Annotated in this window: 25 protein-coding genes and 2 tRNA genes; 23 read left to right on the forward strand and 4 right to left on the reverse strand. The window is 63.3% G+C overall.

The features are described 5' to 3' along the window. Window positions 1-108 precede the first annotated feature (108 nt). The 6 genes from AC6H4Z_RS12065 (at window position 109) to AC6H4Z_RS12090 (ending at window position 6,160) form a co-directional block, all read left to right on the forward strand. A complete protein-coding gene (locus AC6H4Z_RS12065; protein WP_497542219.1) occupies window positions 109-600 on the forward strand; it encodes a regulatory protein RecX in 492 nt (163 codons plus the stop codon). A gap of 117 nt (window positions 601-717) precedes the next feature. Beyond that, window positions 718-3,510, forward strand: a complete 2,793-nt coding sequence (gene alaS / locus AC6H4Z_RS12070) for an alanine--tRNA ligase (protein ID WP_497542220.1) — start codon at window positions 718-720, stop codon at window positions 3,508-3,510. After that, complete coding sequence (locus AC6H4Z_RS12075) at window positions 3,507-3,821, forward strand: hypothetical protein (protein WP_497542221.1); 315 nt, start codon at window positions 3,507-3,509, stop codon at window positions 3,819-3,821. Before alaS ends, AC6H4Z_RS12075 begins: the two co-directional genes overlap by 4 nt. A gap of 43 nt (window positions 3,822-3,864) precedes the next feature. After that, the gene (locus AC6H4Z_RS12080) at window positions 3,865-4,437 is read left to right on the forward strand and encodes a D-sedoheptulose-7-phosphate isomerase (protein WP_497542222.1); all 573 of its coding nucleotides are present in this window, start codon (window positions 3,865-3,867) and stop codon (window positions 4,435-4,437) included. After that, entirely contained in the window at window positions 4,434-5,192 is a 759-nt protein-coding gene (locus AC6H4Z_RS12085; RefSeq protein WP_497542223.1) for an SDR family NAD(P)-dependent oxidoreductase, read from the forward strand. The genes AC6H4Z_RS12080 and AC6H4Z_RS12085 overlap by 4 nt, the downstream gene beginning before the upstream one ends. Continuing rightward, window positions 5,189-6,160: an asparaginase gene (locus tag AC6H4Z_RS12090; RefSeq protein ID WP_497542224.1), complete on the forward strand. Its 972-nt coding sequence runs from the start codon at window positions 5,189-5,191 to the stop codon at window positions 6,158-6,160. The genes AC6H4Z_RS12085 and AC6H4Z_RS12090 overlap by 4 nt, the downstream gene beginning before the upstream one ends. On the opposite strand, the gene AC6H4Z_RS12095 is transcribed toward AC6H4Z_RS12090, so the two are convergent. Next, window positions 6,157-6,576 (reverse strand): hypothetical protein, encoded by a 420-nt coding sequence (locus tag AC6H4Z_RS12095; RefSeq protein WP_497542225.1) that lies wholly within the window; start codon window positions 6,574-6,576, stop codon window positions 6,157-6,159. The genes AC6H4Z_RS12090 and AC6H4Z_RS12095 overlap by 4 nt on opposite strands. A 164-nt stretch (window positions 6,577-6,740) precedes the next feature. On the opposite strand from AC6H4Z_RS12095, the gene AC6H4Z_RS12100 reads away from it, so the two are divergent. The 6 genes from AC6H4Z_RS12100 to hflX all read left to right on the forward strand — a co-directional run bounded on the left by AC6H4Z_RS12100 (window position 6,741) and on the right by hflX (window position 12,601). Then, window positions 6,741-8,081, forward strand: coding sequence for a CCA tRNA nucleotidyltransferase (locus AC6H4Z_RS12100; protein WP_497542226.1), 1,341 nt, complete (start codon window positions 6,741-6,743; stop codon window positions 8,079-8,081). Between the two features lie 68 nt (window positions 8,082-8,149). After that, complete coding sequence (locus tag AC6H4Z_RS12105) at window positions 8,150-8,626, forward strand: hypothetical protein (protein WP_497542227.1); 477 nt, start codon at window positions 8,150-8,152, stop codon at window positions 8,624-8,626. Then, on the forward strand, window positions 8,623-9,339 hold the full coding sequence (locus AC6H4Z_RS12110) for a ZIP family metal transporter (RefSeq protein ID WP_497542228.1): 717 nt from the start codon (window positions 8,623-8,625) through the stop codon (window positions 9,337-9,339). The genes AC6H4Z_RS12105 and AC6H4Z_RS12110 overlap by 4 nt, the downstream gene beginning before the upstream one ends. Window positions 9,340-9,363: 24 nt before the next feature. After that, a complete protein-coding gene (locus AC6H4Z_RS12115; protein WP_497542229.1) occupies window positions 9,364-10,749 on the forward strand; it encodes a replication-associated recombination protein A in 1,386 nt (461 codons plus the stop codon). A 31-nt stretch (window positions 10,750-10,780) separates the two neighbouring features. Further along, window positions 10,781-11,257, forward strand: coding sequence for an LEA/WHy family protein (locus tag AC6H4Z_RS12120; protein WP_497542230.1), 477 nt, complete (start codon window positions 10,781-10,783; stop codon window positions 11,255-11,257). A gap of 72 nt (window positions 11,258-11,329) precedes the next feature. Then, window positions 11,330-12,601 (forward strand): GTPase HflX, encoded by a 1,272-nt coding sequence (gene hflX / locus AC6H4Z_RS12125; protein ID WP_497547035.1) that lies wholly within the window; start codon window positions 11,330-11,332, stop codon window positions 12,599-12,601. An 87-nt stretch (window positions 12,602-12,688) separates the two neighbouring features. Here hflX and AC6H4Z_RS12130 read toward each other — a convergent pair. Continuing rightward, window positions 12,689-12,762 (reverse strand) — tRNA-Val (locus tag AC6H4Z_RS12130). Between the two features lie 404 nt (window positions 12,763-13,166). Here AC6H4Z_RS12130 and AC6H4Z_RS12135 point away from each other — a divergent pair. Further along, window positions 13,167-13,610, forward strand: coding sequence for a hypothetical protein (locus AC6H4Z_RS12135; protein WP_497542231.1), 444 nt, complete (start codon window positions 13,167-13,169; stop codon window positions 13,608-13,610). 52 nt (window positions 13,611-13,662) lie between these two features. Here the strand turns inward: AC6H4Z_RS12135 and AC6H4Z_RS12140 are convergent. Together AC6H4Z_RS12140 and AC6H4Z_RS12145 are read right to left on the reverse strand one after the other, a co-directional pair. Then, window positions 13,663-13,736 (reverse strand) — tRNA-Ile (locus AC6H4Z_RS12140). Between the two features lie 55 nt (window positions 13,737-13,791). Beyond that, window positions 13,792-14,784 carry a bifunctional heptose 7-phosphate kinase/heptose 1-phosphate adenyltransferase gene (locus AC6H4Z_RS12145; protein ID WP_497542232.1) on the reverse strand — a complete coding sequence of 331 codons (993 nt, stop codon included), beginning with the start codon at window positions 14,782-14,784 and terminating at the stop codon, window positions 13,792-13,794. Window positions 14,785-14,899: 115 nt separating this feature from the next. On the opposite strand from AC6H4Z_RS12145, the gene AC6H4Z_RS12150 reads away from it, so the two are divergent. The 10 genes from AC6H4Z_RS12150 to hrcA all read left to right on the forward strand — a co-directional run bounded on the left by AC6H4Z_RS12150 (window position 14,900) and on the right by hrcA (window position 24,557). Next, a complete protein-coding gene (locus tag AC6H4Z_RS12150) occupies window positions 14,900-15,715 on the forward strand; it encodes an MlaE family ABC transporter permease (RefSeq protein ID WP_497542233.1) in 816 nt (271 codons plus the stop codon). Next, a complete protein-coding gene (locus AC6H4Z_RS12155) occupies window positions 15,708-16,574 on the forward strand; it encodes an ABC transporter ATP-binding protein (RefSeq protein WP_497542234.1) in 867 nt (288 codons plus the stop codon). The genes AC6H4Z_RS12150 and AC6H4Z_RS12155 overlap by 8 nt, the downstream gene beginning before the upstream one ends. 2 nt (window positions 16,575-16,576) lie before the next feature. Beyond that, complete coding sequence (locus AC6H4Z_RS12160) at window positions 16,577-17,563, forward strand: MlaD family protein (protein WP_497542235.1); 987 nt, start codon at window positions 16,577-16,579, stop codon at window positions 17,561-17,563. 56 nt (window positions 17,564-17,619) lie between these two features. Next, on the forward strand, window positions 17,620-18,516 hold the full coding sequence (locus tag AC6H4Z_RS12165; protein ID WP_497542236.1) for a DMT family transporter: 897 nt from the start codon (window positions 17,620-17,622) through the stop codon (window positions 18,514-18,516). A gap of 127 nt (window positions 18,517-18,643) precedes the next feature. Continuing rightward, complete coding sequence (locus AC6H4Z_RS12170) at window positions 18,644-19,633, forward strand: asparaginase (RefSeq protein WP_497542237.1); 990 nt, start codon at window positions 18,644-18,646, stop codon at window positions 19,631-19,633. Between the two features lie 33 nt (window positions 19,634-19,666). Then, window positions 19,667-20,296, forward strand: coding sequence for a carboxymuconolactone decarboxylase family protein (locus tag AC6H4Z_RS12175; RefSeq protein ID WP_497542238.1), 630 nt, complete (start codon window positions 19,667-19,669; stop codon window positions 20,294-20,296). 1 nt (window position 20,297) lies between these two features. Beyond that, on the forward strand, window positions 20,298-21,320 hold the full coding sequence (gene obgE / locus AC6H4Z_RS12180) for a GTPase ObgE (protein WP_497547036.1): 1,023 nt from the start codon (window positions 20,298-20,300) through the stop codon (window positions 21,318-21,320). Window positions 21,321-21,333: 13 nt separating this feature from the next. Beyond that, window positions 21,334-22,344 carry a DNA-processing protein DprA gene (gene dprA, locus AC6H4Z_RS12185; RefSeq protein ID WP_497542239.1) on the forward strand — a complete coding sequence of 337 codons (1,011 nt, stop codon included), beginning with the start codon at window positions 21,334-21,336 and terminating at the stop codon, window positions 22,342-22,344. A 31-nt stretch (window positions 22,345-22,375) separates the two neighbouring features. Further along, the gene (gene hemW, locus AC6H4Z_RS12190) at window positions 22,376-23,497 is read left to right on the forward strand and encodes a radical SAM family heme chaperone HemW (protein ID WP_497542240.1); all 1,122 of its coding nucleotides are present in this window, start codon (window positions 22,376-22,378) and stop codon (window positions 23,495-23,497) included. A gap of 10 nt (window positions 23,498-23,507) precedes the next feature. Next, window positions 23,508-24,557 (forward strand): heat-inducible transcriptional repressor HrcA, encoded by a 1,050-nt coding sequence (gene hrcA / locus AC6H4Z_RS12195; protein WP_497542241.1) that lies wholly within the window; start codon window positions 23,508-23,510, stop codon window positions 24,555-24,557. Window positions 24,558-24,561: the final 4 nt, after the last annotated feature.

The raw sequence follows: 24,561 nt of genomic DNA on the forward strand, positions 1-24,561 counted from the left end.
TTGACCACCGGCTGACAGATAGAGCCGGGGAGAAGTAGCCCTGCGACGTTGGGACCCGGAAACTCCCTTCGGAACAGGCTACGGCTCCCCGGTTTTTCTTTCCTCCCCATGAGCAAACTCGAACGTCCCAAACGGTCGACGTACGAACGTGCGTTGGACATGCTCGAGGCCCGCGCCCGGGCGACCACCGAACTCCGTCGGCTACTGATCAAGAAGGGCGAGCCAGAGCAGGACGTGGACGCCGCCATCGAGCGGCTGCGCGCCTCTGGCCTCCTCGACGACGCCAACTTTGCGCGCCAACTCACCCGGTCCAAAGCACTCGGCGCTGGCTTGGCGCGGCGTCGAATCGCTCAGGAGCTCACCAAGCGTGGCGTCGCTCGGGACGTGTCGGCTGAGGCGATCGACGCTGTGTTCGACGAAGAGGGCGTGGATGAGGACGCGTCGATCGAACGTGTGGCGCGGAAGAAGCTGCGCATGTTGACCAAGGTCGACGACGCGACTCGAAAGCGGCGCCTCTACGGTTTCCTCGCGCGCCGCGGTTACGACGGCGACGACATCCAGCGCGTGCTTCGGCTCGTCCTCGGCAGCACTGAAGACTGAGCCTTCGCGCGCAAAACGCCGTTCGCCTGCCGCCGCACGCTTGGCGCCGCACGGGTCACGCCGTACGCCCTGACGCCGCCCGCTTCAGCCTCCCGGCCGGATATATATTCCGCATATATGCTTGCCTCCGAAATCCGATCCCGTTTCCTCCAGTATTTCGCGCGCAACGGCCACGCCATCCGTCCGAGTTCGGCGTTGGTGCCCGCGGACGATCCGACGTTGCTGTTCACGAACGCCGGCATGGTGCAGTTCAAGAAGGTTTTCCTCGGGATGGAAGACCCGCCGGAGGGAAAGCGCCGAGCGACGACGTCACAGAAGTGCGTGCGCGCCGGAGGCAAGCACAACGATCTCGAGCAGGTCGGCCACACTGCGCGCCACAACACCTTCTTCGAGATGTTGGGCAATTTCTCGTTTGGTGACTACTTCAAGCGCGACGCGATTCGCTTTGCGTGGGAGTTCGTCACCACCGAGCTGAAGCTCGATCCGAAGCATCTGCGCGTCACCGTTCACCACAGTGACGACGAAGCGCGGCAGCTCTGGCGCGAGATCGCGGGTTTGCCTGACTCGCGCATCTACAGCCTGGGCGACAAGGACAACTTCTGGCAGATGGCGGACACGGGCCCATGCGGACCGTGCTCGGAGATCTTCGTCGACGTCGCCCACGTGGCGAGCGACTGGCGCTTCCCGGAAGGCGCGACCGGCGAGTGGACCGAACTCGATCGAGAGGAGTTCTCTCTCGAGGCGTTTGTCGAAGGATCGGACAAGGACCGGTTCCTGGAGTTCTGGAACCTCGTGTTCATGCAGTACGACAAGCAGCCCGACGGAACGCTCATTCCACTGCCCAAGCCGTCTGTCGACACTGGCGCGGGCCTCGAGCGAATCTCGGCGATCACGCAGGGCATGCGCATGATCTTCCACACCGATCTCTTCGCGCCGCTCATCGCCGCGGTCGAGAAGGTCGTGGGAATCGACTATTGGGGACGCGAGAGCAACGAGCCGCGCACCGGCGTGAAGATTCGCGGCGGCAAGGGCGGATCGGACGTCGTTCCGAACGCGGTCGATCCTGCCTCGTTCCGCGTGTTGGCAGATCACGCGCGCGCAGTGGCATTCCTGATGGCTGACGGCGTCTTCCCGTCGAACGAAGGACGCGGCTACGTGTTGCGTCGCATTCTTCGACGGGCGGTGCGTCATGCGTGGCTACTCGGCAGAAAGGAGCCGACGCTCGTTGCGGTCGTCGCGGCCGTCATCGAGACGATGGGCGAGGCGTATCCGGAGCTCAAGCAGCGCGCGCAGCACATCGTCAACACGACGCGCGTTGAAGAGCAGAGCTTCCTGGCAACCATCGAGGGTGGTCTCACGCGGTTCGACCAGCTCGCGCCGACACTCACCGCCAGAGGCGGTTCGGAGATCCGTGGCACGATCAACGGCGACGACGCATTCCGTCTGTATGACACGTTCGGTTTTCCGATCGATCTCACGGAGTTGATGGCTCGCGAGCGCGGGTATCTCGTGGACATCTCGGGTTTCGAAACAGCACTCGACGCGCAGCGTAAGCGCTCGCAAGAGGAGCGCAAATCGCGCCGGCTCGGTGTGTCGGCCGATGTGCTGGACGACGTCCGCGACTGGACAACGCCGCCCGAAGACTCGAGCGGCGATTCGGCGTTCGTCGGCTACGATGCGATTGAAATCGAGACGCAGGTCACGGCCGTCAAGCATTTCACCGATGGCCGCGTGGCGATCATGCTTCGCGAATCGCCGTTCTATGCCGAATCCGGCGGTCAGATCTCTGACCGTGGCGAGATCATTGGCGAGACGTGGCGAGTCGACGTCGACGACGTCAAGAAGGTCGACGGCCGGCCGGCGGCGCTGGGAACGATCTCCGGTTCGTTCCACTTTGGCCGCGTCATGGCCCGAGTGCCGAGCGATCGGCGGCGGGACACGGAACGGAATCACACGGCGACACACCTGCTCCACGCAGCGCTGCGCCAGGTGCTAGGCGAGAGCGTGCACCAGGCGGGGTCAATGGTCGCGCCTGAACGGCTCCGTTTCGACTTTACTCATCACGGTCCTGTGAACTCAGAGAAGCTGACCGAGATCGAGGCGATCGTGAATCGCGAGATCTGGCGCAGCCTTCCAGTCACGTATCGTGAGATGGCGTATCCTGACGCTCGAGCGGCAGGTGCGATGGCGCTGTTCGGCGAGAAGTACGGCGACGTCGTACGCGTCGTGACAGTGCCCGGCTTCTCGATGGAGCTGTGCGGCGGTACGCACGTGCGTAATACTTCGGAGATCGGCATCTGCAAGATCGTCGCAGAGACCGGCGTCGCAGCAGGCGTGCGACGAATCGAGGCCGTGACCGGTCCGGGCGCATACGAAATGCTGCGCAACGAAGAGCGCACGCTGCGTCGCATTTCCGAGCTGCTCAAGACGCCAGTCGACGGATTGGAGAAGCGCGTTGCTGGTCTGATCGAAGAGCGACGCGGGCTCGAGCGACGACTCGAAGAGTCGATGCGCGGCGGTGGCGATCAGCTTCAGACGCTGCTTCAACATGCGGAGTCGGTCGGGTCGAACGGATCGAAGCTCATCGCCAGTGTCGTACGAGCTGGCGACGTGAAGGAACTGCAGGCGCTCGGCGACGCGATTCGCGAAAAGCTCGGCAGTGGTGTCGGCGTGCTCGCAGCGAGCTTCGAGGACGGCAAGAACACGCTGCTCGTCGTCGTGACCGACGACCTCCGCGATCGTGGTGTTCGCGCCGATGCGTTGATCAAGGACATTGCTGCGGCGGCTGGCGGCAAAGGCGGTGGAAAGCCGCACATGGCGCAGGCGGGAATTCCGGACGCCGCACGCTTCGGCGACGCGCTCTCGCGCGCGCCTGAACTGGTGCGCAGCGCCCTCGGCACTGCGCCGTGACGCTGGGCGCGTGGTTGCACGAACGATCGCCCGCGCCGCCGACGCGTTTGCTGACGCGGGTGGAAGAGACTCTGGACGGACGGTTGACCGACGATGCTGCCGACGCGCCCAAGCTGTGCTTGGATGCGGCCGAGCGGTTGTTGGGTGAATTGCTGGAGCGTTCGAGCGTCGGTCGCGAATCGGCGCTCGATCTTCTGACTGTCGACGCGCTCGTGACGTACGCGCTCGAGGCAGCAGCCCAGACACCAGAAGCGCTTCCGGCGTTGACTACAGACGCCATGACACGCCTCGCCGCCGTCGCCGGCGCGTGATACGTACGTTCGCGGCTCATCCCACGATCGGAGCACGACCATTGTGAGCGATGCTCGTCAGCATTTCGTTTCCGGCCTTCGCGATCTCGCCGAGTTGGCGCGCACGGTTGGTGAACAGCTTGGTCCAGAACTCGACGCCGCGCTGGAACTCGTGCGCGGAACCGTGGCGACGGGCGGTACGCTGTTCTTCTGCGGCAACGGTGGCAGCGCGGCCGATGCGCAGCACATGGCCACCGAATACGTCGTGCGGTACATGCGAAATCGTCGCGCGTATCCAGCCATCGCACTCACGACTGACACTTCACTGCTGACTGCCGCCGGAAACGACTTCGGGTTCGATCACATCTTCTCGCGGCAGGTCGAAGCACTCGCTCGGCCGGGCGACCTGTTGATCATCCATTCGACGAGCGGCAATTCGCCGAACGTACTTCGCGCCGCGGAAGCCGCACACACGAAGGGCGTGAAGGTCCTCGCCTTTAGCGCTCGAGATGGCGGTGCGTTGCGGGCGCTTGCTGATCTATCGATCGTGATTCCAACGACTCGAACTGACCGCGCGCAGGAACTGCATCTCTGCATTGAACATCTGATCTGCGAACTCGTGGAGCAAGGACTATGATCGGCCTTCGCGGCAAGCGAGCGTTGGTGACCGGAGGATCGCGCGGCATCGGCGCGGCCGCGGCGGAATTATTCGCCGAGAATGGCGCCGATGTGGCGATCGGATATCGGAGCCGCCATGCAGACGCCGAAGCGCTCGCGGCCGATTTGCGTTCACGTTTCGGTGTGAAGGTCGTGACGCACGCTTCTGATATTTCGACGCGCGCTGGAGCCGACGAATTGATCGACAGCACGGCCACGGCGCTCGGCGGTTTGGATTTCTTCGTCGGCAATGCGGGAATCTGGCCCGCGGATGACGTCGCGCTCTCCGATATGACGGACGAGCAGTGGCGGCGCACGATGGCCGAAAACGTCGATTCGGTGTTCTGGACGACGCGGGCGATGATTCGCCGAATGTCCGATGGCGGGCGCATCGTACTCGTGGCGAGTACCGCGGGACAACGCGGCGAAGCGTTTCACGCCGACTATGCAACGTCCAAGGGTGCGATGATCTCGCTCGTGAAATCGCTGGCGCCAGAGTTGGGCAAGCGCGGAATCACGGTGAATAGTGTGGCGCCGGGTTGGGTCGACACCGAGATGTGCGCGCAGCCGTTCGCCGCCGGTGGTCGCGAACGTATTGCCGCCTCGATTCCCGTTGGCCGCATCGCGACGCCACGTGACATCGCCGGACCAATCGTATTTCTCTGTTCTGATCTCGCGCGACACATCACGGGCGAGATCGTCAACGTGAACGGTGGCAGCGTGCTCTGCGGATGATTGTTCTTCTCTTTACCGGTGGCACGATCTCGATGCGGAACGATCCCGCCACTGGCGGCGCCGTTCCGAGTCTTCGCGGCAAGGACATCATGGCCCTGGCGCCGGGAATCGATCAGCTGGCGCAATTGGAGATCGATGATTGGGCCGCGTATCCTGGTCCGCACATGACGCTCGAACGCATGTGGGCGCTGCGCGAACGGATTGCGTATCACATCGCTCGTCCTGAGGTGCAGGGGATCGTCGTCACGCACGGGACGGATGCGCTCGAGGAAGCCGCGTACCTTGCGGCTCGTTCGATCGAGCCGGAAAAACCCGTAGTGTTCACTGGTGCCATGCGCACGTCGAGCGATCTCGGTTGGGATGGACCAGGAAATCTCGGTAGCGCGATTCGGGTAGCAGTGAGCCCCGACGCGAGTGACTGCGGCGTTATGGTGGTGATGGCCGATCGGGTGTTCGCTGCCATCGACGTTACCAAGACGCATACACACGCGCTCGAGGCGTTCGATAGCCCGGGCCTCGGTCCATTGGGCGTGATCGACGACGGACGCGTGATCTTCCGTCGTGCGCTGCCAGAACCAACGACCGTTCTCTCGCCGCGAGCGCTCGCGGCGCCGGTCGACATCATTTACGCGTACGCCGGAGCGGATTCACGATTGCTCGACGCGGCCCGTGTGGATGGGCATGGCGTCGTGATCGCAGCTATGGGGCGCGGCAATGTGCCGCCCGCGATGGTGGACGGCATCGATCGATGGATTGCCGAGGACAAACCGGTGGTGATTGCGTCGCGTGCGCAGCGTGGTCGCGTGGGGCAGACCTACGGCTACCCCGGCGGCGGTCGTCGTTTGGCTGAGCGCGGAGCAATCCTGGCGGGTGCAAAGCGTGCGCAGCAGGCCCGGATCGACGTCATGCTCGCATTGGGTGCGGGCTTCGGAGTCGCCGAGCTCCGCGAGCTATTCGAACGCGCTTAGATCGTGGCGCCGTGTTGGGCGCTGATTGGCTCCCAGCGCTCGAAACAGCGCCAGTCGTACTCCTCGGCGGCGCGGATCTGGTCGGGAAAGCCGAAGCAGTCGGTCCAGCCTTCCTGCTCGGCTCGCCAGCGGCAGTCCCAGACGAACGAGTACACCCGCGTGTCGGTGGACGTTTGAACGTGAACCGTTCCGACGAAGTCCGAGCAGCCGGAGCGACCGCGCAGGACAATGCCCTCGATCGGAAGCTCAGCCTCGACCGACAGCATCTGCGCGAGCAGGCGACGAACCTTGACCTTCGGAGCGAAGCCCTCGATCCGAATACGATCGGCCGTGCCGGTCGCATAGTAACTGCGAACGGCGGACTTGAAGGGTTCTGCGGCTCGCGACTGCGCGAGGATCGACTCCAATTCGCTCAAGATTTCAGCCCTGAATCACACGTAAGGGTTTCTGTTACACTGCCGTCAAATATCGTCAGGTGGCAGGCCAAGTTGCAGTCGGGGGCCATCTTCACGCGTGATCCGGGCGCGGCTATTCTCCACGGGCGCCGCGTTTGTCGCCTTCCAGCCCTCCAGTCGCCCGAATGAAGCTCCAACCGCCGTCCACCGTGCTCGAGATCGCCGACGCCCTCGAGGGTGCCGGCTATGAGGCGTGGTGCGTTGGCGGGGCAATCCGGGACGTCTTGCTCGGTCATCCGCACCTCGATTGGGATCTGGCGACGTCGGCCACACCAGCTCAGGTCCGAGAGGTCTTCGGGCATCGGCGCACGATTCCGGTGGGGATCGACTTCGGCACCGTCGGAGTGCTCGATCGCGTCGGCAAAATGCACGAGGTCACGACCTTTCGTCGCGACGTGAAGACCGATGGCCGTCACGCCGAGGTCGAGTTTGGTGTGTCCTTGAACGACGACCTCGCTCGGCGCGACTTCACGATCAATGCGATCGCTTATTCGCCGCGTCTCGACGAAATTCGCGACCCGTTCGACGGGCAGAAAGATCTCGCGAGCAAGATCGTGCGCGCGGTTGGCGATCCCGACGCGCGAATGCGTGAGGATCGTCTGCGTGCCCTTCGCGCGATTCGCTTCGCCGCGCGCTTTGGCTTCGTCATCGACCCGGCCACTCGCGCTGCGATCGAGGCGAGCGCGCCCTTTCTCGGCCGACTTTCGCCGGAGCGCGTAAAGCAGGAGCTCGACAAGACAATGGAGCAGGTGCGGTGTCCGAGCGCGGCGCTTGAGACGTGGCGCGCGACAGGCGCGTTCCGCGTGCTCGTTCCTGCGCTGGACGGACCTTCTGGTGCCGCGCTGCGTACGCCTGACCATCTGGCGATGCCTGGCCCACAGACGCGGCCGGCGCGTCGCGGGCTTCGGTTCGCCGGTCTCATGATCGGCCTCGAGCCGCGCGTAGCGGCGTCGGTTCTGACGAACCTGCGGGCGTCGCGGGCCGAGATCCAACTCGTGTCGACTGTGCTCGAGCGCTGGAGCGCCATCAAGGAATCCATGTCGGCTGCGCTCGTGCTCGAAATACCGCCGACCGATGCGCAGGTGCGCGCGTGGGTAGCGGCCATCGGGCGCTTGCAGGTTGGTCATGTGATGCGGCTGGCGTCCGCGGCGTGGGCGGTGGCCAGAATGAGCGACGAGGCGGCGCCGTCGACCAGAGCGATTCACGCTCTCTATCGACGTATGCTGACCAGCGCCCTTCGCGATCCGATCGACCTCGGCTCGCTCGCGGTGGATGGGGACGACTTGCGCCGGGCAGGCATACTTCCCGGTCCAGGGCTCGGTAGAATTCTGCAGGCGTTGCTGGCGCAGGTCATCGTTGATCCCGCGCTCAACACCACGGACTGGCTGTTGCAAGAGGCTCAACGGCTGCAGGGCGATGGAGCCGCTGAGCCGCAGCGGAACGCCGGTCATACCGACCGACGATAGCACGGACTGGAGACGACATGTTTTTCCGAGGGAGACAACCCGAAGCGTCGATATGGCGACGATTCCGCGTGAGCGCGGATGGGTTCACCTTCGGCCAGGAGGAGGACCATTACACCGCACACGTCGTAGCAAACGCCGAGCGGGTCGTGGATCTCTTTTACAATCTCACGGAGCAACTTCCGCCAGCGGTGGACGTTGTGCTGGACGATCTCCGGAGCGGCCGTTCTTGGAAGGGCGAGGCGGTCGCGCTGCCTGACGTCCGGGATTCAGTCGCACGGCTCAAGATCTTGCTGGCGCGATATGGCGGCGTGGAGCTGTCCGTCTTCACCGGCGACGATCAACTCACGCTCAACCCGTATCTCGAGTTCTTCATCTACGCACGGACCGATCGCTGGCTGTATCTGCTCGAGGGTAAAGGACTCGAAGAACAGTCGCGCGTGCACACGAAGAGCTGGAAGACGAATCGCCAGCACTTTCCCGCGGCGCCGGATCTGGTCAACGCAGTTACCGCGGCGGCGGAGCGGCTCGGACTTCAGCCGGCGTGACCCGTCCAGAAATTCTGTACGGCCTGGCGGCTGCGGCCGCCAACGTGCTTGGTGCAATCGCAGTCACGTCGCGGGCGACGAAGAGTCTCAAGGCGCTCGACGCAATGCTGTCGTTTGCGGCGGGCTTTCTGATTTCCGTATCGTTGATCGATCTTTTTCCAGATTCGATCACCGTTGCCGGCCGAACGGCGCCGATCGTCGCGCTGGCGGCGTACGTGTTGGTGCACCTCACGCAGCACACGATCGGCCGTCATTTCCATTTTGGCGAAGAGACCCATTCGGTCTCCGAGCTCGTAAGCGTTTCGGCGCTCGTGGGTCTGCTGATGCACACGTTCGTGGACGGCGTCGCAGTGGCAAGCGGACTCCGCGTGGGATCAGGACTCGGGATGCTCGTGTTCACCGCGGTGCTGCTGCACAAATTCCCCGAAGGGCTGGCGATCTCGAGTCTATTTCTCGCGGCTGGCGCAGGGCGAACGAAAGCGATTCTCGCCGCGGCCGCGCTTGGCGGCATGACGATTCTCGGAGTACTGGTAACGGATCAGCTCGCGTTTCTTCGCACCTACGGTCTCGCGGTGTCGGCTGGCGTGACCTTGTATGTCGGTGCGTCGAATCTCGTACCGGAATTTCAGGATCGCCCTGGGCTGCGAATTCCGTTGAGTTTTGTCGGTGGCTGCGCGCTGTATTTCTTGGCGCGCTCCATCGCACCGGTGTAGCGTCTCATCGATGGTTGGCTGCTGATGGCTGATAAGAGAAAAGCGCGCGACGAGGATGCGCACGGCGAACGTGGGACGGCGTCGCTCTTCGAGCGCACGATGCCGCAGCCGTTGGCTGCGCGCATGCGTCCGCGCACGCTCGATGAAATCGTAGGACAGCGCCACCTGCTCGCGCCCGGGAAGCCGCTCCGCGAAGCCATCGAGAAGGGAAACGTCGGGTCCATGCTCTTTTGGGGACCGCCGGGTACAGGCAAGACAACGATCGCTCGAGTGATTGCCCAGTATACGGACCGTGAGTTCGTTCCATTCTCCGCCGTGACGGAAGGTGTTCCGCGTGTGCGCGAGATCGTCGCAGAAGCCGAAGGACGTCGTCGTCTCGGGCGCGGAACGATTCTGTTCGCCGACGAGATTCATCGATTCAACAAGGCGCAGCAGGACGCGTTTCTTCCGCATGTCGAAGCGGGAACCATCACCCTGATCGGCGCGACGACGGAGAACCCGTCATTCGAGATCAACGGGGCGCTGCTGTCGCGAATACGCGTGTTCGTTTTGCAGGCGCTCACGCCGCAGGACGTGCGCTCGCTGCTCAATCGTGCGTTGGGCGATCGCGATCGCGGGTTGGGCGACCTAGGGCTGACGGTCGACGACGATGCCCTCGAGTTGATTTCCGTGGAGGCCGACGGCGATGCGCGTCGGTCGCTTACGGTGATGGAAGCCGCTGCCGAACACGTTGGCCGGAATGGTCAGATTACCGTCGAAGTCGCGCGCGACGCGATGCAGCTTCGCTTCGCGCGCTACGACAAGGGCGGCGAAGAGACGTACAACATGCTAAGCGCATTTCACAAAAGCCTGCGAGGCAGCGATCCGCAGGCGGCGCTGTACTGGATGGGACGCATGATCGAGGGCGGCGCCGATCCGATGATCATGTTTCGGCGCGCGATCGCGATGGCGGCCGAGGATGTTGGGCTGGCGGATCCGGAAGCATTGAAGCTGGCGGTGGCGGCACGTGACGCCTATCACATGCTCGGACCGCCGGAGGGATATCTTCCGCTCGCCCAGGTGATCGTATACCTGGCAACCGCGCCGAAGTCGAATAGCTCCAAGGTGGCGCTGGGCGCCGCGTTGGCCGCGGCGCGCGAACATCCGGCGGAGGGCGTGCCGCTGCACATTCGGAACGCGCCCACGGCGCTCATGAAGGAACTGGGGTACAACTCGGGGTATCAGTACGCACACGATGCTCCGGAGGCCTACATTCCGCAGGAGTACCTGCCGGATCGACTCCGAGGCGCGCGTTTCTACGAGCCCGGACCTTTCGGGTTCGAGAAGGAAATCGCGAAGCGGATGGCGTGGTGGGAAGAGCTGCGTCGACGCGGTAGTGGTGGCGGATCGACGGGCGAGAACTCTGACTGACGGGGCATCTACGGGGAGGGAGGGGACGGCGATGAGAAAACTCGCATTGGCGGTAGTTCTGTCCGCGGCGGTCGCGGGCGCCGGGTGTTCGGCACTTGGCAAGGCGGCGTTCAAAGAGCCCGTCGTGACGCTCAAGCAGGTGACCTTGAAAGGGGTCGGGCTCACGGGTGGATCACTCGACGTCGTGCTAGCCGTTCAGAACCCGAATCACTTTCGGCTGGATGCAACGCGCCTGACGTATCGCGTCGCAATGGCAGGCGACAGCATCACGATAGCGAACGGAGCGCTGGACAAGCTGTTCACCGTGCAGGAGGGTGAAACTTCCGACGTCACGATTCCGGTCGATTTCACCTACGCAGGACTGGGTGCTGCGGGCCGAAGCTTGCTGAATACGGGCGCGGTCAACTACCACGTTCTCGGCGACGTGACGGTCGGTTCTGCCGTGGGGCACTTCACCGTGCCGTACTCGGCCACAGGACGCTTCACCACGACAGGTGTTGCGCGATAACAAAAGTCGAAAGAGGATAATACCATAAGCCGCGATCCGATCGTCGTCACAGCGCCCGTTGAACGGGCGCTTCTGGTTGGCGCCCCGCTCAAGCGTCCGGGCGCGAGACGTCTCATCGACGACCACCTTCGAGAACTGGCCGAGCTCGCGGATACGGCCGGCGCAACGGTCGTGGGTGAGCTGACCCAGCAGATCGACCGACCACACCCCGGCACATATCTGGGGAAGGGAAAGATCGACGAACTCCGCGATCGAGTGGGCCAAACGGAAGCAACCCTCGTTCTGTTCGACGACGAGCTTTCGCCGACCCAGGGCAAGAACATCGAGGACGCGATCGGCAAGCGCGTGATGGATCGCGCCGAACTGATCCTCGACATCTTCGCGACGCGAGCACGGACGGCCGAGGCGAAAATGCAGGTCGAGCTTGCACAGCTCGAATACATGCTGCCGCGGCTGACGCGAATGTGGACCCACCTCGAGAAATTTCGCGGCGGCATCGGTATGCGCGGCCCTGGCGAAACGCAGCTCGAAACCGATCGCCGACTCATCAACCATCGCATCAAGATTCTGCGCGAACGGTTGCATGACGTTCAGCGCGGTCGCGCCATTCAACGTCAGTCGCGACAGTCGCAGTTCAAGGCGTCGATCGTCGGCTACACCAACGCAGGTAAATCGTCGATTCTCCGCGCGCTGTCGAGCAGCAAGGACGTGTTCGTCGAGGATCGTCTCTTCGCCACGCTCGATCCGCTGACGCGCGACGTCGACCTCGGCGACAATGCCCACGTGTTGTTGACCGATACGGTCGGGTTCATCCGTAAGCTGCCTCACCATCTGGTCGCGTCGTTCCGCGCCACGTTGGAGGAGACGAGCGAGGCAGATCTGTTGCTGCACGTGATCGACGCGAGTTCGCCCACGTGGGAAGAACAGCGCATCGTCGTGGATCAAGTGCTCGACGAACTCGGCGTGAACGACCGGCCGAAGCTCCTCGTGTTCAACAAGATCGATCTGTTGGAGCACGACGCGCTGCTCGCGCTTCAGGAGCGAATCGGGGCATTGATTCCGTCGTCGATCTTTGTCTCGACCATGTCCGAAGGTGGCCTCGAACCGCTGCGCCGGTCACTCGCGACAGCTATTCGACAGCGACGTCCGTTGGCTGAGATCCGGATTTCTCCGTCTGATGGAAAGCTGCTCGCGGAAATTCACCGCGACGGCGAGGTGCTCGATCAGCGCATGGACGGCGATCGTCTGCTCGTCACGGCGCGCGTGAACGACGTGCTCGCCGGGCGCCTGCGCCACGCCGGTGCTGAGGTCACGAACGGAGTGAAGGCCGGGGCTTCATCGTAGCGAGCGGGGTTCGAAGGTCCAGACGCGACAAAGGTGCTACGGCGAATGTCTCGCGGTAGCACCTTTTTTTGTCGCCGTTTGGATCAATGGTCACGCACGGACTCGAACCGTGGACCTCTGCTGTGTGAAAGCAGCGCTCTAACCAGCTGAGCTACGCGACCAGAGTGTCAAACATATTCGAGCGCCGCCGACAACGGTAGACCGCGGGCAGCCATTTCGACGCGCACCGAGCGTCGCAAAACGGGCGAGAAAGAATCTTGCGGACTGCCAACCTCGACGATAAAATCGCCGCGCGCTGAAAGGTCGATCGCGCTCCGCGGCAGATCGCGCGGATAGACGCACGGCACGTCTGCACGCTCGTACGTCGCACAGCCAGAAGGTCAGTTCCTACCCGTCGCACTCCACAATTTCGCCTCACGTTCTCGCGGCTCTACCGCGGGCCGTTGGCTATCGCCCACCGCTGTTGCAGGCGGCCGGCGATGCAAGCGTCAGTGCGTTGCGGCAGGAACTGCGCTCCTCCCTCCCGAAGTTCTCCAACAACCCTGCTCGACGAGAGAATTCAGAGATGCTCAAGGTGCTCGCGGCGATGATGCTGCTTGCGTCCGCCCACGTTGGCGCGCAACAGCCAGACTGCAACCTCGCCCGCAAGGCGTTCGACAATCCGTTCAGCGACAGTCATGGCTATACGCTTCGCCGCTACCAATGGCACGCCGCCTATGCGACGGCAGGTGCGCTCGTTGGCGAAACCATTCATCGAACAACCGGACTGCCTCGGTGGGCGAGCTTTCTGGTCGCCGGAACGGCAATCAAAGTGATTCCTCACGTGCGCGGTGTTGTTGCGCATCGCTATCCGGTCAACGGACGCGATTGGGCGTTCGACGCGTTCATCGGCGCCGCTCCGCTGATCGCCTGGACCGGATGGACTGGCGGCAACTGGCAATCGCGCACACTCGGCGCCACCACACTCGTTAGCGGCTACGTGGCGCTCGCCTGCTTTGCGTCGCCGTAGAAAATGAAACGCCGCCGCGCTCAATCGAATGGCGCGGCGGCGTGACGACGAGTGGTCCCGGCAGGACTTGAACCTGCGATCGTCGAATTATGAGTTCGCTGCTTTAACCAACTAAGCTACGGGACCAGATCATCACCCTCGCCTGAATATATGCCTCGGTGAGGGCCGGTGAAGAAGCAGCCTATGACTCCATGAACGCGTCGTACGCTTCGAGCACTTCGTCTGGTGAGACCGTCGCGGCTCCTGGTTTTCCGACTTCCACGCCGGCCGCAAAGTTCGCGATGATCGCGGCTTCGGTTGGCGACCCGCCGGCGGCGAGAACGAGGGCGAGATACGCCGTCACCGTGTCACCGGCACCGACGACGTCGTAGACTTCGCGCGCCACCGTTGGCACGTGCTTGATGACGCCGTTCGACGACAGCAGCACCATGCCGCGCTCGCCGAGCGTCAGCAGCAAGTGTCCGACGCCAAGGCGGTCGAACGTTGCCGGGAGGGCGGTGGGGTGCTCGAGATCGACGTCAGCACCGAGCGCAGCCTCGAGCTCTCGGCGGTTCGGTTTGAAGATCGTGGCGCCGCGATACAGGAAGAAGTTGCGGTACTTCGGATCGACGACGATTGGGATGCCGCGCGATTGTGCCGCCTGCATCGCCGCTTCGATCACGCGAGGCACGAGGACGCCCTTGTTGTAATCCTCGAGCACCAACGCGTCGGCGCGCGCGACTGAGGCGTGCACGGCCGCGAGCAGACGCTCGACATCTGCATCGCTGTGGTCGTCGTCCTCCTCCTCGTCCACGCGTACGACCTGCTGCGACCGGGCGACGATACGCGTCTTGGTCGTGGTCGGTCGTGCGGTCGTCACCAGCGATTCGAGATTGGCCGAGATGCGTCCGAGCATCTCGCAGAGTTGGCGGCCGCCGGCGTCGTCGCCCACCGTAGCGACCAGGTCGCACCTCGCACCGACCGCACAGACATTCTGCGCGACATTTCCGGCTCCGCCGAGCGCGTAGCGGCGATCGCGCACGCGGACGACGGGGACGGGCGCTTCGGGGGAAATACGATCGACGTCGCCGCGCAGGTAGACGTCGAGCATGGCGTCGCCGACGACGGTGACGCGTCGTCCGGCGGCGCTGCGCAGAAGCTCGACCAAGCGGTCGCGAGAAAGAGAGCGGGGCATCGCGCGCAAGCTAGCGGTCCGCTCGGACCGGGGTCAACCGAATAGGTAGTTCGGCACGGGGTTTGCCCCTTCCGGACTCGACCGGCCCCCGCTGCACGACTCCGACCGCACTTCCTTGCCCGCACTACTCACACGGATCAACGAAGCGGCCAAGGCGAAAGTCCTGACGCTGCAAGAGTACTTCATCCTCGCCGGCAAGTCGCTGCGGTTCATTTTCGCACGACCATTCTACGCGCAGGATGTGATTCAGCAGATGGACGAGATTGGCGTCAAGTCACTCGGCATCGTGCTGCTCACTGGGTTGTTCACTGGCATGGTGCTGGCGCTCCAATCGTCGGTGCAGCTCAAGACGTTCGGCGCAACGATGTACATCGGCAACCTCGTTTCCGCGTCGATGATTCGCGAGCTCGGTCCAGTGCTGGCGGGACTGATGGTTGCCGGCCGCGTCGGATCGGGGATCGCGGCGCAGCTTGGCTCCATGCGCGTCACCGAGCAGATCGACGCGCTGAATACGCTCGGCACCGACCCGATCAAGAAGCTCGTCACGCCACGCGTCCTCGCCGCGTTGATCATGCTGCCGGTGCTCACGGTGATTAACGATTTCGTGGGCATCATTGGCGGGAACATCATCGCCGCGTTCGTTGTCGGATTGCCGACGGCGCAATACTGGCGAACAGTGTGGGATCAGATCGCATCGGACGGATTCATCCTGCGATACATCCCGAACGATTTCATTCAGGGGCTGTCGAAGCCGCTGGTGTTCGGCGCGATCATCTCGATCACGGCGTGCTATTTCGGACTGGGCACGACGGGTGGAACGGAAGGAGTCGGACAGAGCACGACGCGGACGGTCGTTACGTCGAGCATTCTGATTCTCATCGTCGACTATTTCATCACGCAGCTGCTGCTGTCGGTGCTGTCGTATGGTTGACCGATCCAAGTCGAGCGAAGGCAAGCGGTCGGCGGATGTGCGCAATGCGATCCGGACCGAGTTGGCCGTCGATGCACGGGAGGGAGCGCTTCGCGACGGGAAGGCGTCGCGCGAGCGCGACCCGAGTACACCGGTCGTTCAACTGGACAACGTGACGCTGTCCTTCGACGTGCCGATCATCGAGAACGTGTCGTTCGTCGCGTGTCAGGGTGAAACGATCGTGATCGTCGGAGAATCAGGCACGGGGAAGTCGACCATTCTCAAACTGGTTCTGCGCCTGCTCGTGCCCGAGCGCGGCCGCGTGCTCATCGATGGTGACGACATCACGCACCTCAGCTTCGAAGAGGCGCTGCTCGTTCGGCAGAAGATGGGAATGGTGTTCCAGGGTGCGGCGCTGTTCGACTCCATGACCGTGTTCGAGAACGTTGCCTATCCACTGCGCGAGCACACCGACATGGACGAGGACGAGATCGAGGGTCGAGTTCGGGAGAAGTTGCAGTTCGTCGACCTCGACCCGGATCGCGTGTCCGAACAATTCCCGTCGGAGCTCTCGGGCGGAATGCGCAAGCGCGTCGGTGTGGCGCGCGGCATGGCGAACAATCCCGAGATCATGCTCTATGACGAACCAACGTCGGGGCTGGATCCGCTGACCACGGCAACGATCACCCGGCTGATCATGAAGCTTCAGCGTGAGCTCGGTGTGACGAGCGTCGTGGTGTCGCACGACATTCGCTCGGTGTTTCGCATGGCGAGCAAGGTCGCATTGCTGAACGATCGCCGCGTCACGTTCTTCGGCACGCCTGAGGAGATGACGGCGAGCGAGGATCGCTACATCCAAGATTTCCTAGGCGGGCTGTAATCATGAAACGCTCGTCATTCATCACGTGGGACCAGCTCAAAGTTGGCGGGATCATTCTCGCCGCCCTGGCTGTGCTTGGCGTCGCGATCTACAAGTTGGGGCAGGCGGCGAATCTGTTCGCCAAGCGCTACGAGCTCGTCGCGTTCGTGCCGAACGCGAACGGTCTACGCGCTGGCGGAACGGTGTTCGTGGCTGGCCAATTCGCTGGAACGATTCGGTCGATCGAATTCCTCCCGGTCGACAACGATACCACGCGTAATTTGCGAGTCCGCATGGCGATCGACGCGTCGCTTCAGGAGCAGATCCGCGGCGATTCCAAAGCCAAGATCCGCACGATGGGCCTGCTCGGCGACAAGGTGATCGATATCTCGATCGGAACGCCCAAGAACGGCGTGCTGCGCGCCGGCGATACCATTCGCGTCGCGCAGTCGCTCGACTACGAAGCGGTACTCGCGCAGGTCGCTGGCGCGGTGGACGACATGGTGGGGCTGACCCATGACATGCGCAAAATCACCGGCGGCATTGTCGACGGAAAGGGAACGATTGGCCAACTGATGACCAATCGCGCGTTGTACGATCAGTTCGTCGGTACGATGGGTCGCGCCAACAGCATGATTGGAAGGTTCGAGAATCCACATGGCAGCCTGGCGATGCTGCTGAACGATCCAACGCTGTACAATCGGTTCGTCGAAGTTGTGACCTCGGCCGACTCGCTCGTCGTGGCGCTGAACGACAAGAACGGCACCGTCGGCAAGCTCCTGCGCGATGACACGCTGTATTCGCACATGGTCAACATGGCGGTCGCTGGCGATTCGCTGATGAAGATGCTCTCGAGCGGCCAAGGGCTCGCAGGCCGACTTCTCAATGATCCGACGCTCTACGACAAGCTGAATAAGCTGACGACCGATCTGGGCGCCATTCTCGACGACATTCGCAAGGATCCGCGACGGTACCTCAAGGGAATGATCTGCGTTCTGCCATGTAGATAGTTTCGTAAGCAAGTGCATGTTGACGCCTGCATGCCCCGCGGGTACACTCCCGCGCCATGCCCGCATCGATTGTTCTGTGTCTGGCGCTGATCGGTATCTCGTTTGCGGGTCCGCTCGTGCGACTCTCGCACGCGCATCCGCTGACGATTGCGATTTGGCGCATTGGCTTTTCACTGATCTTCATCGCCGGCGCGCTCGTGGCGACCGGATCGTGGCGACAGTGGCGACGACTTGATCGATCGCAATTGCTCTTGTCGGTGGGCGCGGGCATCATGCTCGCGCTCCATTTCTGGAGCTGGAATGCATCGATCGCCCTCACGACAGTTGCGGCATCGGTTGTTCTCGTGAACATGCAGCCGGCGATCGTTGCGCTACTATCGGTCGGTTGGCTGCACGAGCCGCCAACGCGCGCACAGTGGATTGGCATTGCCGTCGCCATGCTCGGCGCACTCGTCGTCGCGTATCCCGATCTCGCGTCAAGCTCGCAAGCGGCGGCCAGCCACGCCCTGCTGGGTGACCTCCTCGCGCTCGCAGGAGCCGCAACAGCGGCGTGCTACGTTGTCGCGGGCCGCCGTCTCCGCGCTACACTCGATCTGTGGCCGTACGTTGCGCTCGTGTACGGCACCTGCTTCGTCGTCCTGCTGATCTTCGCCGCCGGCGTCGGCGCCCCCATCCTCCATCAGCCGCCTCGCGAGCTCGAGATTTTTCTCGGCCTCGCCATTGGGCCGATGCTGCTCGGGCACACAGGATTGAACTGGGCGCTCCGATACCTGCCCGCGTACGTCGTGAATCTCACGCTGCTCGGAGAACCCGTGGGCGCGACGTTCCTCGCGGCGACCCTCCCCGGGATTCGCGAAGTGCCTGGGCCAGCGACTTTCGCTGGAGGCGGACTCATTCTCGCCGGCATCTACGTGGCGGCCCGTTCGGCGCGCCAGCGGCCGGCAACCGCGTAACCAGCACCGGCGCACCGGTTCAGCCCTTTCGCCCCGGTCGCCCCATTAGGTTTCGGGCACAGTCGAGGGATGGCAGGCACCGTGTCTGGTGTCGCCACCAACGGCCCTGCGGACGCCCCCCTATCGCATGAAATCGCTCGAGCTGGACGTTGTCGCGACTCGCGGCGCGGAAATCGAATCGCGCCACCGCGTTCACGCGGCGGTTGTCGGCGCCGACGACACGCTCATCGCCAGCGCCCACTCGCCCGCGCTCGTCAGCTCCTGGCGATCGTGCGCGAAGCCGTTTCAGGTGATGCCGCTGCTGGAGTCTGGCGGTTTCGATTCGCTGCACTGGGGCGACGATCAGCTGGCACTCGCCTGTGCATCGCACGGCGGCGAACCCGAACATGTCGCCATTGCCGAAGGAATGCTGCACGATATCGGCATGGAAGAGGGCGACCTCGCCTGCGGACCGCATGATCCGCTCTCCACGCGCGGAATGAAGCTGCTGCGCGAGTCAGGCGCCCTTCTGACACGCACGCACAACAACTGCTCTGGCAAACATGCCGCGATGTTGGCGCGCGCCCAGACGGCTGGTTGGCAGACGTACGGCTACGAGCGTCGCGATCACCACGTGCAGAAATGCTGTTTGCGCGAGATCGCCGAGTGGGCGGGGATGAACGAAGAGGACATTGGCCAGGCGATCGACGGATGCGGCGTGGTTGCATTCGCACTTCCGCTCGAGAACATGGCGCGCGCATGGTCGCGGCTCGCACGTGGCGTTCGGGACGAGGACGAGATTCCATCGCGCATCATGCACGCCATGCGCACGCGTCCGTTTCTCATCGGCGGTACGGACCGATTCGACTCCGTACTGATCGAGGAGACCGATGGTCGCGCCATCGCCAAGATCGGCGCCGAAGGCGTTCACTCTGTGGCAGTGCCAGAACAGGGAATCGGCTTTGCGGTAAAGGTGGATGACGGCGCGCAGCGCGCGCAGTTTCCGGCCGTGTTGCGGATGCTGCAGCTCCTCGACGTGCTGCCCGAAACACTCCCCCCGCGCCTCGAAGAATTCTCACGCCGTCCGGTCAGGAACACGCGCGGCGAAGTCGTTGGCGAGATTCGTCTCTCCGCCTGACAACTCGTAATCGGTACGCTCCGCGGTGAAACGATGACACCAACCGGTTCGGCGCCGGCCACGTTGCGCGAACTCGATTCCGCCACTCGTTCGCTCGTGCGGCTCGCCGCGATCATTGCGGCCGGGTCGGAAACGGAAATTCGGGCGGCGATGGCTGATGCGCGCGACTCGATCCCCGCACAGTGGGTCGAAGAGCTAGGGCTGCAGACGTATTTGTTCGCTGGCTTTCCTCGCGCGCTCAACGCCATGCGTGAATGGCGTCGAGTTCAGCCGGCAATTGCCGATGAGTCTTCACTGCCGGCGAACGAATGGCGCGAGGATGGAGAGGCGACCTGTTCGGCTGTCTACGGCAGCATGTACGAGAAATTGCGCGACAACGTGCGGGCACTGCATCCGCTGTTGGACGAATGGATGATCGTTGAGGGATATGGAAAGGTATTGTCGCGGCCGGCGCTGGATCTTGGCCGGCGCGAGCTCTGCGTCGTTGCGGCATGTGCCGCATCGAAGCAGGATCGTCAGCTGCATTCACATTTGCATGGAGCGCTGAACGTGGGTGTGGAGCCGAGCGTGGTCGAGGCCACGATCGATGCGATCGCCGACCTCGTGGGCGACACACATACGCATTCAGTTCGCCTGCTCTGGGCGCGAGTCCGAGGAAAGTAGCATCGTGTTTATCGATCGCGTGGTAGTGAATGTGAAGGCGGGCGACGGCGGATCGGGGATTACCTCCTTTCGTCGCGAGAAGTTCGTGCCCATGGGCGGACCCGACGGCGGCGATGGCGGTCGAGGCGGCGACGTCGTGATCGTTGGCGACAGCAACCTGTCGACGCTCCTCGACTACACCTATCGAGATTCATGGACGGCTGAGACGGGCGATCACGGCTCCGGCTCAAATCGAAGCGGACGATCGGGCGAAGATATCGTCTTGCCGGTTCCGGTTGGCACCATCATCACCGACACGCGGTCGTCCGAACGCATCGGTGAAATTCTCGAGAGCGGACAGCGCATCGTCGTCGCGCGCGGCGGTCGCGGGGGCAAGGGCAATTCACACTTCGCGACCGCGACACATCAATCGCCACGAGAGTATCAGCCGGGTGAAGACGGCGACGCGCGGACGCTCGAGCTCGAGCTCAAGCTCATCGCCGACATTGGACTCGTGGGTCAACCGAACGCAGGCAAGTCGACCCTGCTCTCGGTGATCTCCGCAGCGCGTCCAAAAATCGGCGACTATCCCTTCACCACGCTCAGCCCCAATCTCGGCGTCGTGCAGCTCTCGGCGAATCGTACATTCGTCGTCGCGGACCTTCCTGGAATCATCGAAGGCGCGCACGAAGGTCGCGGACTCGGCCTCCAGTTCCTCCGGCATATCGAGCGAACCCGCGCGTTGGCGTTTCTCATTCCGATCGACGCCATCGACTGGCAGACCGAATACGACCAACTCCGCGCAGAGATCGAAGCTTATTCGCCCGAACTCGGGCAGAAGCCGCACTGCGTGGTGTTCACCAAGATGGATCTGTTGGGTGACGACGACGCGCCACCGATCGAAGCTCCCGACGCGTTCGGTGTGTTCGCGATCAGTGCTGCTGGCCGCAGCGGGCTCGATCCGGTGTTGGCTGCGTGGTGGTCGCAACTGCTCGACATGAAGAAGGCGAGTGTCCGGACCGACGAGTCGATTCAGCTCCCCTGACGAGGCGCGCGCGATGCTCGCGCTCACCCTCGTCGCCGATGTCGGCAGCGTCACTCACTTACAACTCACCGAAACGTTTTGCTCCGCGGCGGAGGCGTTGGATACGGCATTCCCGCCGGAGATCGCACGCGCCGCCTACGCCGAAGCGGATATTCTGATGCGCCGCGGCAAGGCCGCGGGTTTGACTCTCGTCGCGCGGTCGAACGATCGATATCCGGAAGCACTGCGCGAATTGCGCGATCCGCCAGGCGCCCTCTGGTCCATTGGCGATTGGGACGTGCTGCAAGCGCCGATCGTCGCCATCGTCGGAACACGCCGGGCAACGAATTACGGTTTGCGCATGACGCGAGAGATCGCGATGGCACTCGCGCGCGCCGGAGCATGTGTGGTGAGCGGCATGGCACTCGGCATCGATGCGTGCGCGCATCGCGCGGCGCTTGATGCCGGTGGTCGTACCGTTGCCGTGCTGGGGACTGGGGCTGACGTCGCCTATCCGCGCGCGCATACCGCGCTGCATCGCGAAATCCAGCAGCGAGGACTGGTCCTCTCTGAGCTCGAGCCGGGCGCGCGTTCCGACAAAGGATCGTTCCCTCGCCGCAACCGAATCATTGCCGGCCTCGCTCGGCTGACGATCGTCATTGAGGCGCCCTTTCGAAGCGGCGCGCTCATCACGTCCAAAGATGCGACCGAGTTGGGTCGCGACGTGGCCGTCGTACCTGGGCCGATTGACTCGCCGCAGAGCCAGGGTTCCAACGAGCTGATTCGCGACGGAGCGCACCCGATCATGTCGGTTGCCGACGCGCTGTCGCTGGTCGGGCTCGCGCACGCTGGTCGATCGACTCCCGAGTTGCGCAACGATGACGAGACGCGAATCTGGAAGGCGCTCGCCGAACGCGCATCGTCGCTCGACGAACTGTGCGCTCGAACGGCACTGCCAGTCGCGCAGTGCCTCGTCGCGGTGACGTCGCTCGAACTGCGTGGCGCCGTCGAATGCGCCCTCACAGGAGAAATCCGGCGACGCTAAAGGGTGGCCACGCACGGGCCTATATTTCAAAGTGCTCCCGCGCCATGTGTACGTGCACGTTCCGTTCTGCGCCCGTCGGTGCGCGTACTGCGATTTCTCGATCGCCGTTCGACGCGTCGTGCCTCACGAGGAGTACAACGCGTCACTCGGCCGAGAGCTGGAGCTTCGGTTCGGCGGCGATGAAAAGTGGCCCGCAGACACGCTCTACTTCGGTGGTGGAACTCCGTCGCGGCTTGGCGCCGACGGCGTGTCGGAGATGCTATCGATGCTCCGGCGCAGAATCGATCTCGCACCCGACGCGGAAGTCACCCTCGAGGCGAATCCCGAAGACGTCACTCCAGACGCAGTCGCTGCATGGGTCGACGCAGGTGTCAATCGACTCTCGCTCGGCAGCCAGTCGTTCGACGATCGTGTGCTCACGTGGATGCATCGTTCGCACGACGCATCCGCCATTCCGCACGCCGTTGATGCTGCGCGCCGTGGAGGAATCGCAAATCTGTCGCTCGATCTGATCTTCGCCCTGCCCGAAGGCATCGATCGGGATTGGAAGACAGACGTGGCTCGAGCGCTCGAGCTCGAACCGTCGCACCTCTCGTTGTACGGCCTCACGATCGAACCGCACACCCCGATGAGTCGTTGGCAGGTGCGTGGCGAGCTCACCGAAGCTCCCGACGATCGATACGAATTCGAGTTCTTGCATGCTCACGACGCGCTGTCGGCAGCCGGGCTGGAGCACTACGAGGTCTCGAACTTTGGGCGCCCCGGTCAGCATTCGCGGCACAACTCGTCGTACTGGTCTGGCGCACCATACGCCGGGCTGGGCCCGTCGTCGCACGAGTTCGACGGTCGGCGGCGTCGCTGGAACGTTTCAGCGTACGTCGAATGGATGCACCGCCTGGCCGAGGGTCGAGATCCGATCGAGGAAAGCGAGGAACTGACGGCGGATAACCGCATTGCGGAGGAGGTGTACCTCTCGCTCCGCACTCTCGCTGGACTGACGGTGAACGGTCCAGAAATCGCTCGCGTCTCCGCGTGGGTCGATTCCGGGTGGGCTCGCTGGGTCGGCGACGGACGAGTGGTGTTGACTCCGCTGGGGTGGCTGCGTCTCGATGCGCTTGCCGCCGACTTGACACTCGTCCGAAGTCATTACTAGCTTTGAAGTTATGGCATCCGAGGAGCTCAGCAGGCGCGAACGCCGTGTTCTTGAAGCGGTGATTCGCAGCTACGTCGAAACTGCCGAGCCTGCCGGGTCGCGAACCCTGTCACGCCGGTTTGGGCTTGGCGTGTCGCCCGCGACCATCCGAAACACCATGAGCGATCTGGAAGAGAAGGGTTTTCTCTTTCATCCGCACACATCCGCTGGGCGCATCCCTACAAACAAAGCGTATCGGCTGTATGTCGACTCGCTGTTGAGCTTCGCGCCGATCAACGCGGCGGAAACGGATCGTCTGGCCGAGGAGCTGTCGCCTCGCAGTGCCGCGTCACCGATCGAGACCATTCTGCGCCGCGCTGCCCAGACACTCGGGGTTCTGACGCAGGAACTCGGCGTCGCCCTTGGACCTCGCCTGGACGTTTCGATCCTTCGTCGGCTCGAGCTCGTACGCGTGAGCAGCGACCGACTCCTCATGGTCCTGACGCTTGAAGGCGGCGTTATGCGCACGGTGTTCGTCGAAGTCCCTGGCGAAATTGCCGACTCGGCGCTGACGGTCGTCGCGAACGTCCTCAACGACCGCCTGGCAGGCCTGAGCCTCGCCGAGATTCGGCATTCGCTGGCCGCCCGTCTCCGCGATGCCACGGCCGACCGCAGTTCGTCTGAGCTCCTCAATATCTTTCTTCAGGAAGGGGAGCAGTTGTTCGACGCGGCACTGCCGCTAGCCGACGGCCAAGTCGTACTTGGCGCGGCCTCAGTGCTCGCCGAGCAACCCGAGTTTTCGGGCGCGGACCGAATGCGACGTTTGCTCGCCCTGACCGAGAAGCCCCAAGCGTTGGGGGAGGCGATTCGAAAGCGCGCCCACGCGCCGGGAATCTCGATTACGATTGGGGCAGAGCACGATGATCCCAATTTCGAGGATTTCACCGTAGTTACGGCGGAGTACCACGTCGGGTCATTGGCCGGAGTAATTGGCGTGATTGGCCCAACCCGAATGCCCTACGACAAAGTCATTTCGCTCGTGAGCCACACCTCACAGCTCCTGAGCGATCTGCTGGATTGATCTA

Source organism: Leucogemmata humicola, from assembly GCF_055379415.1.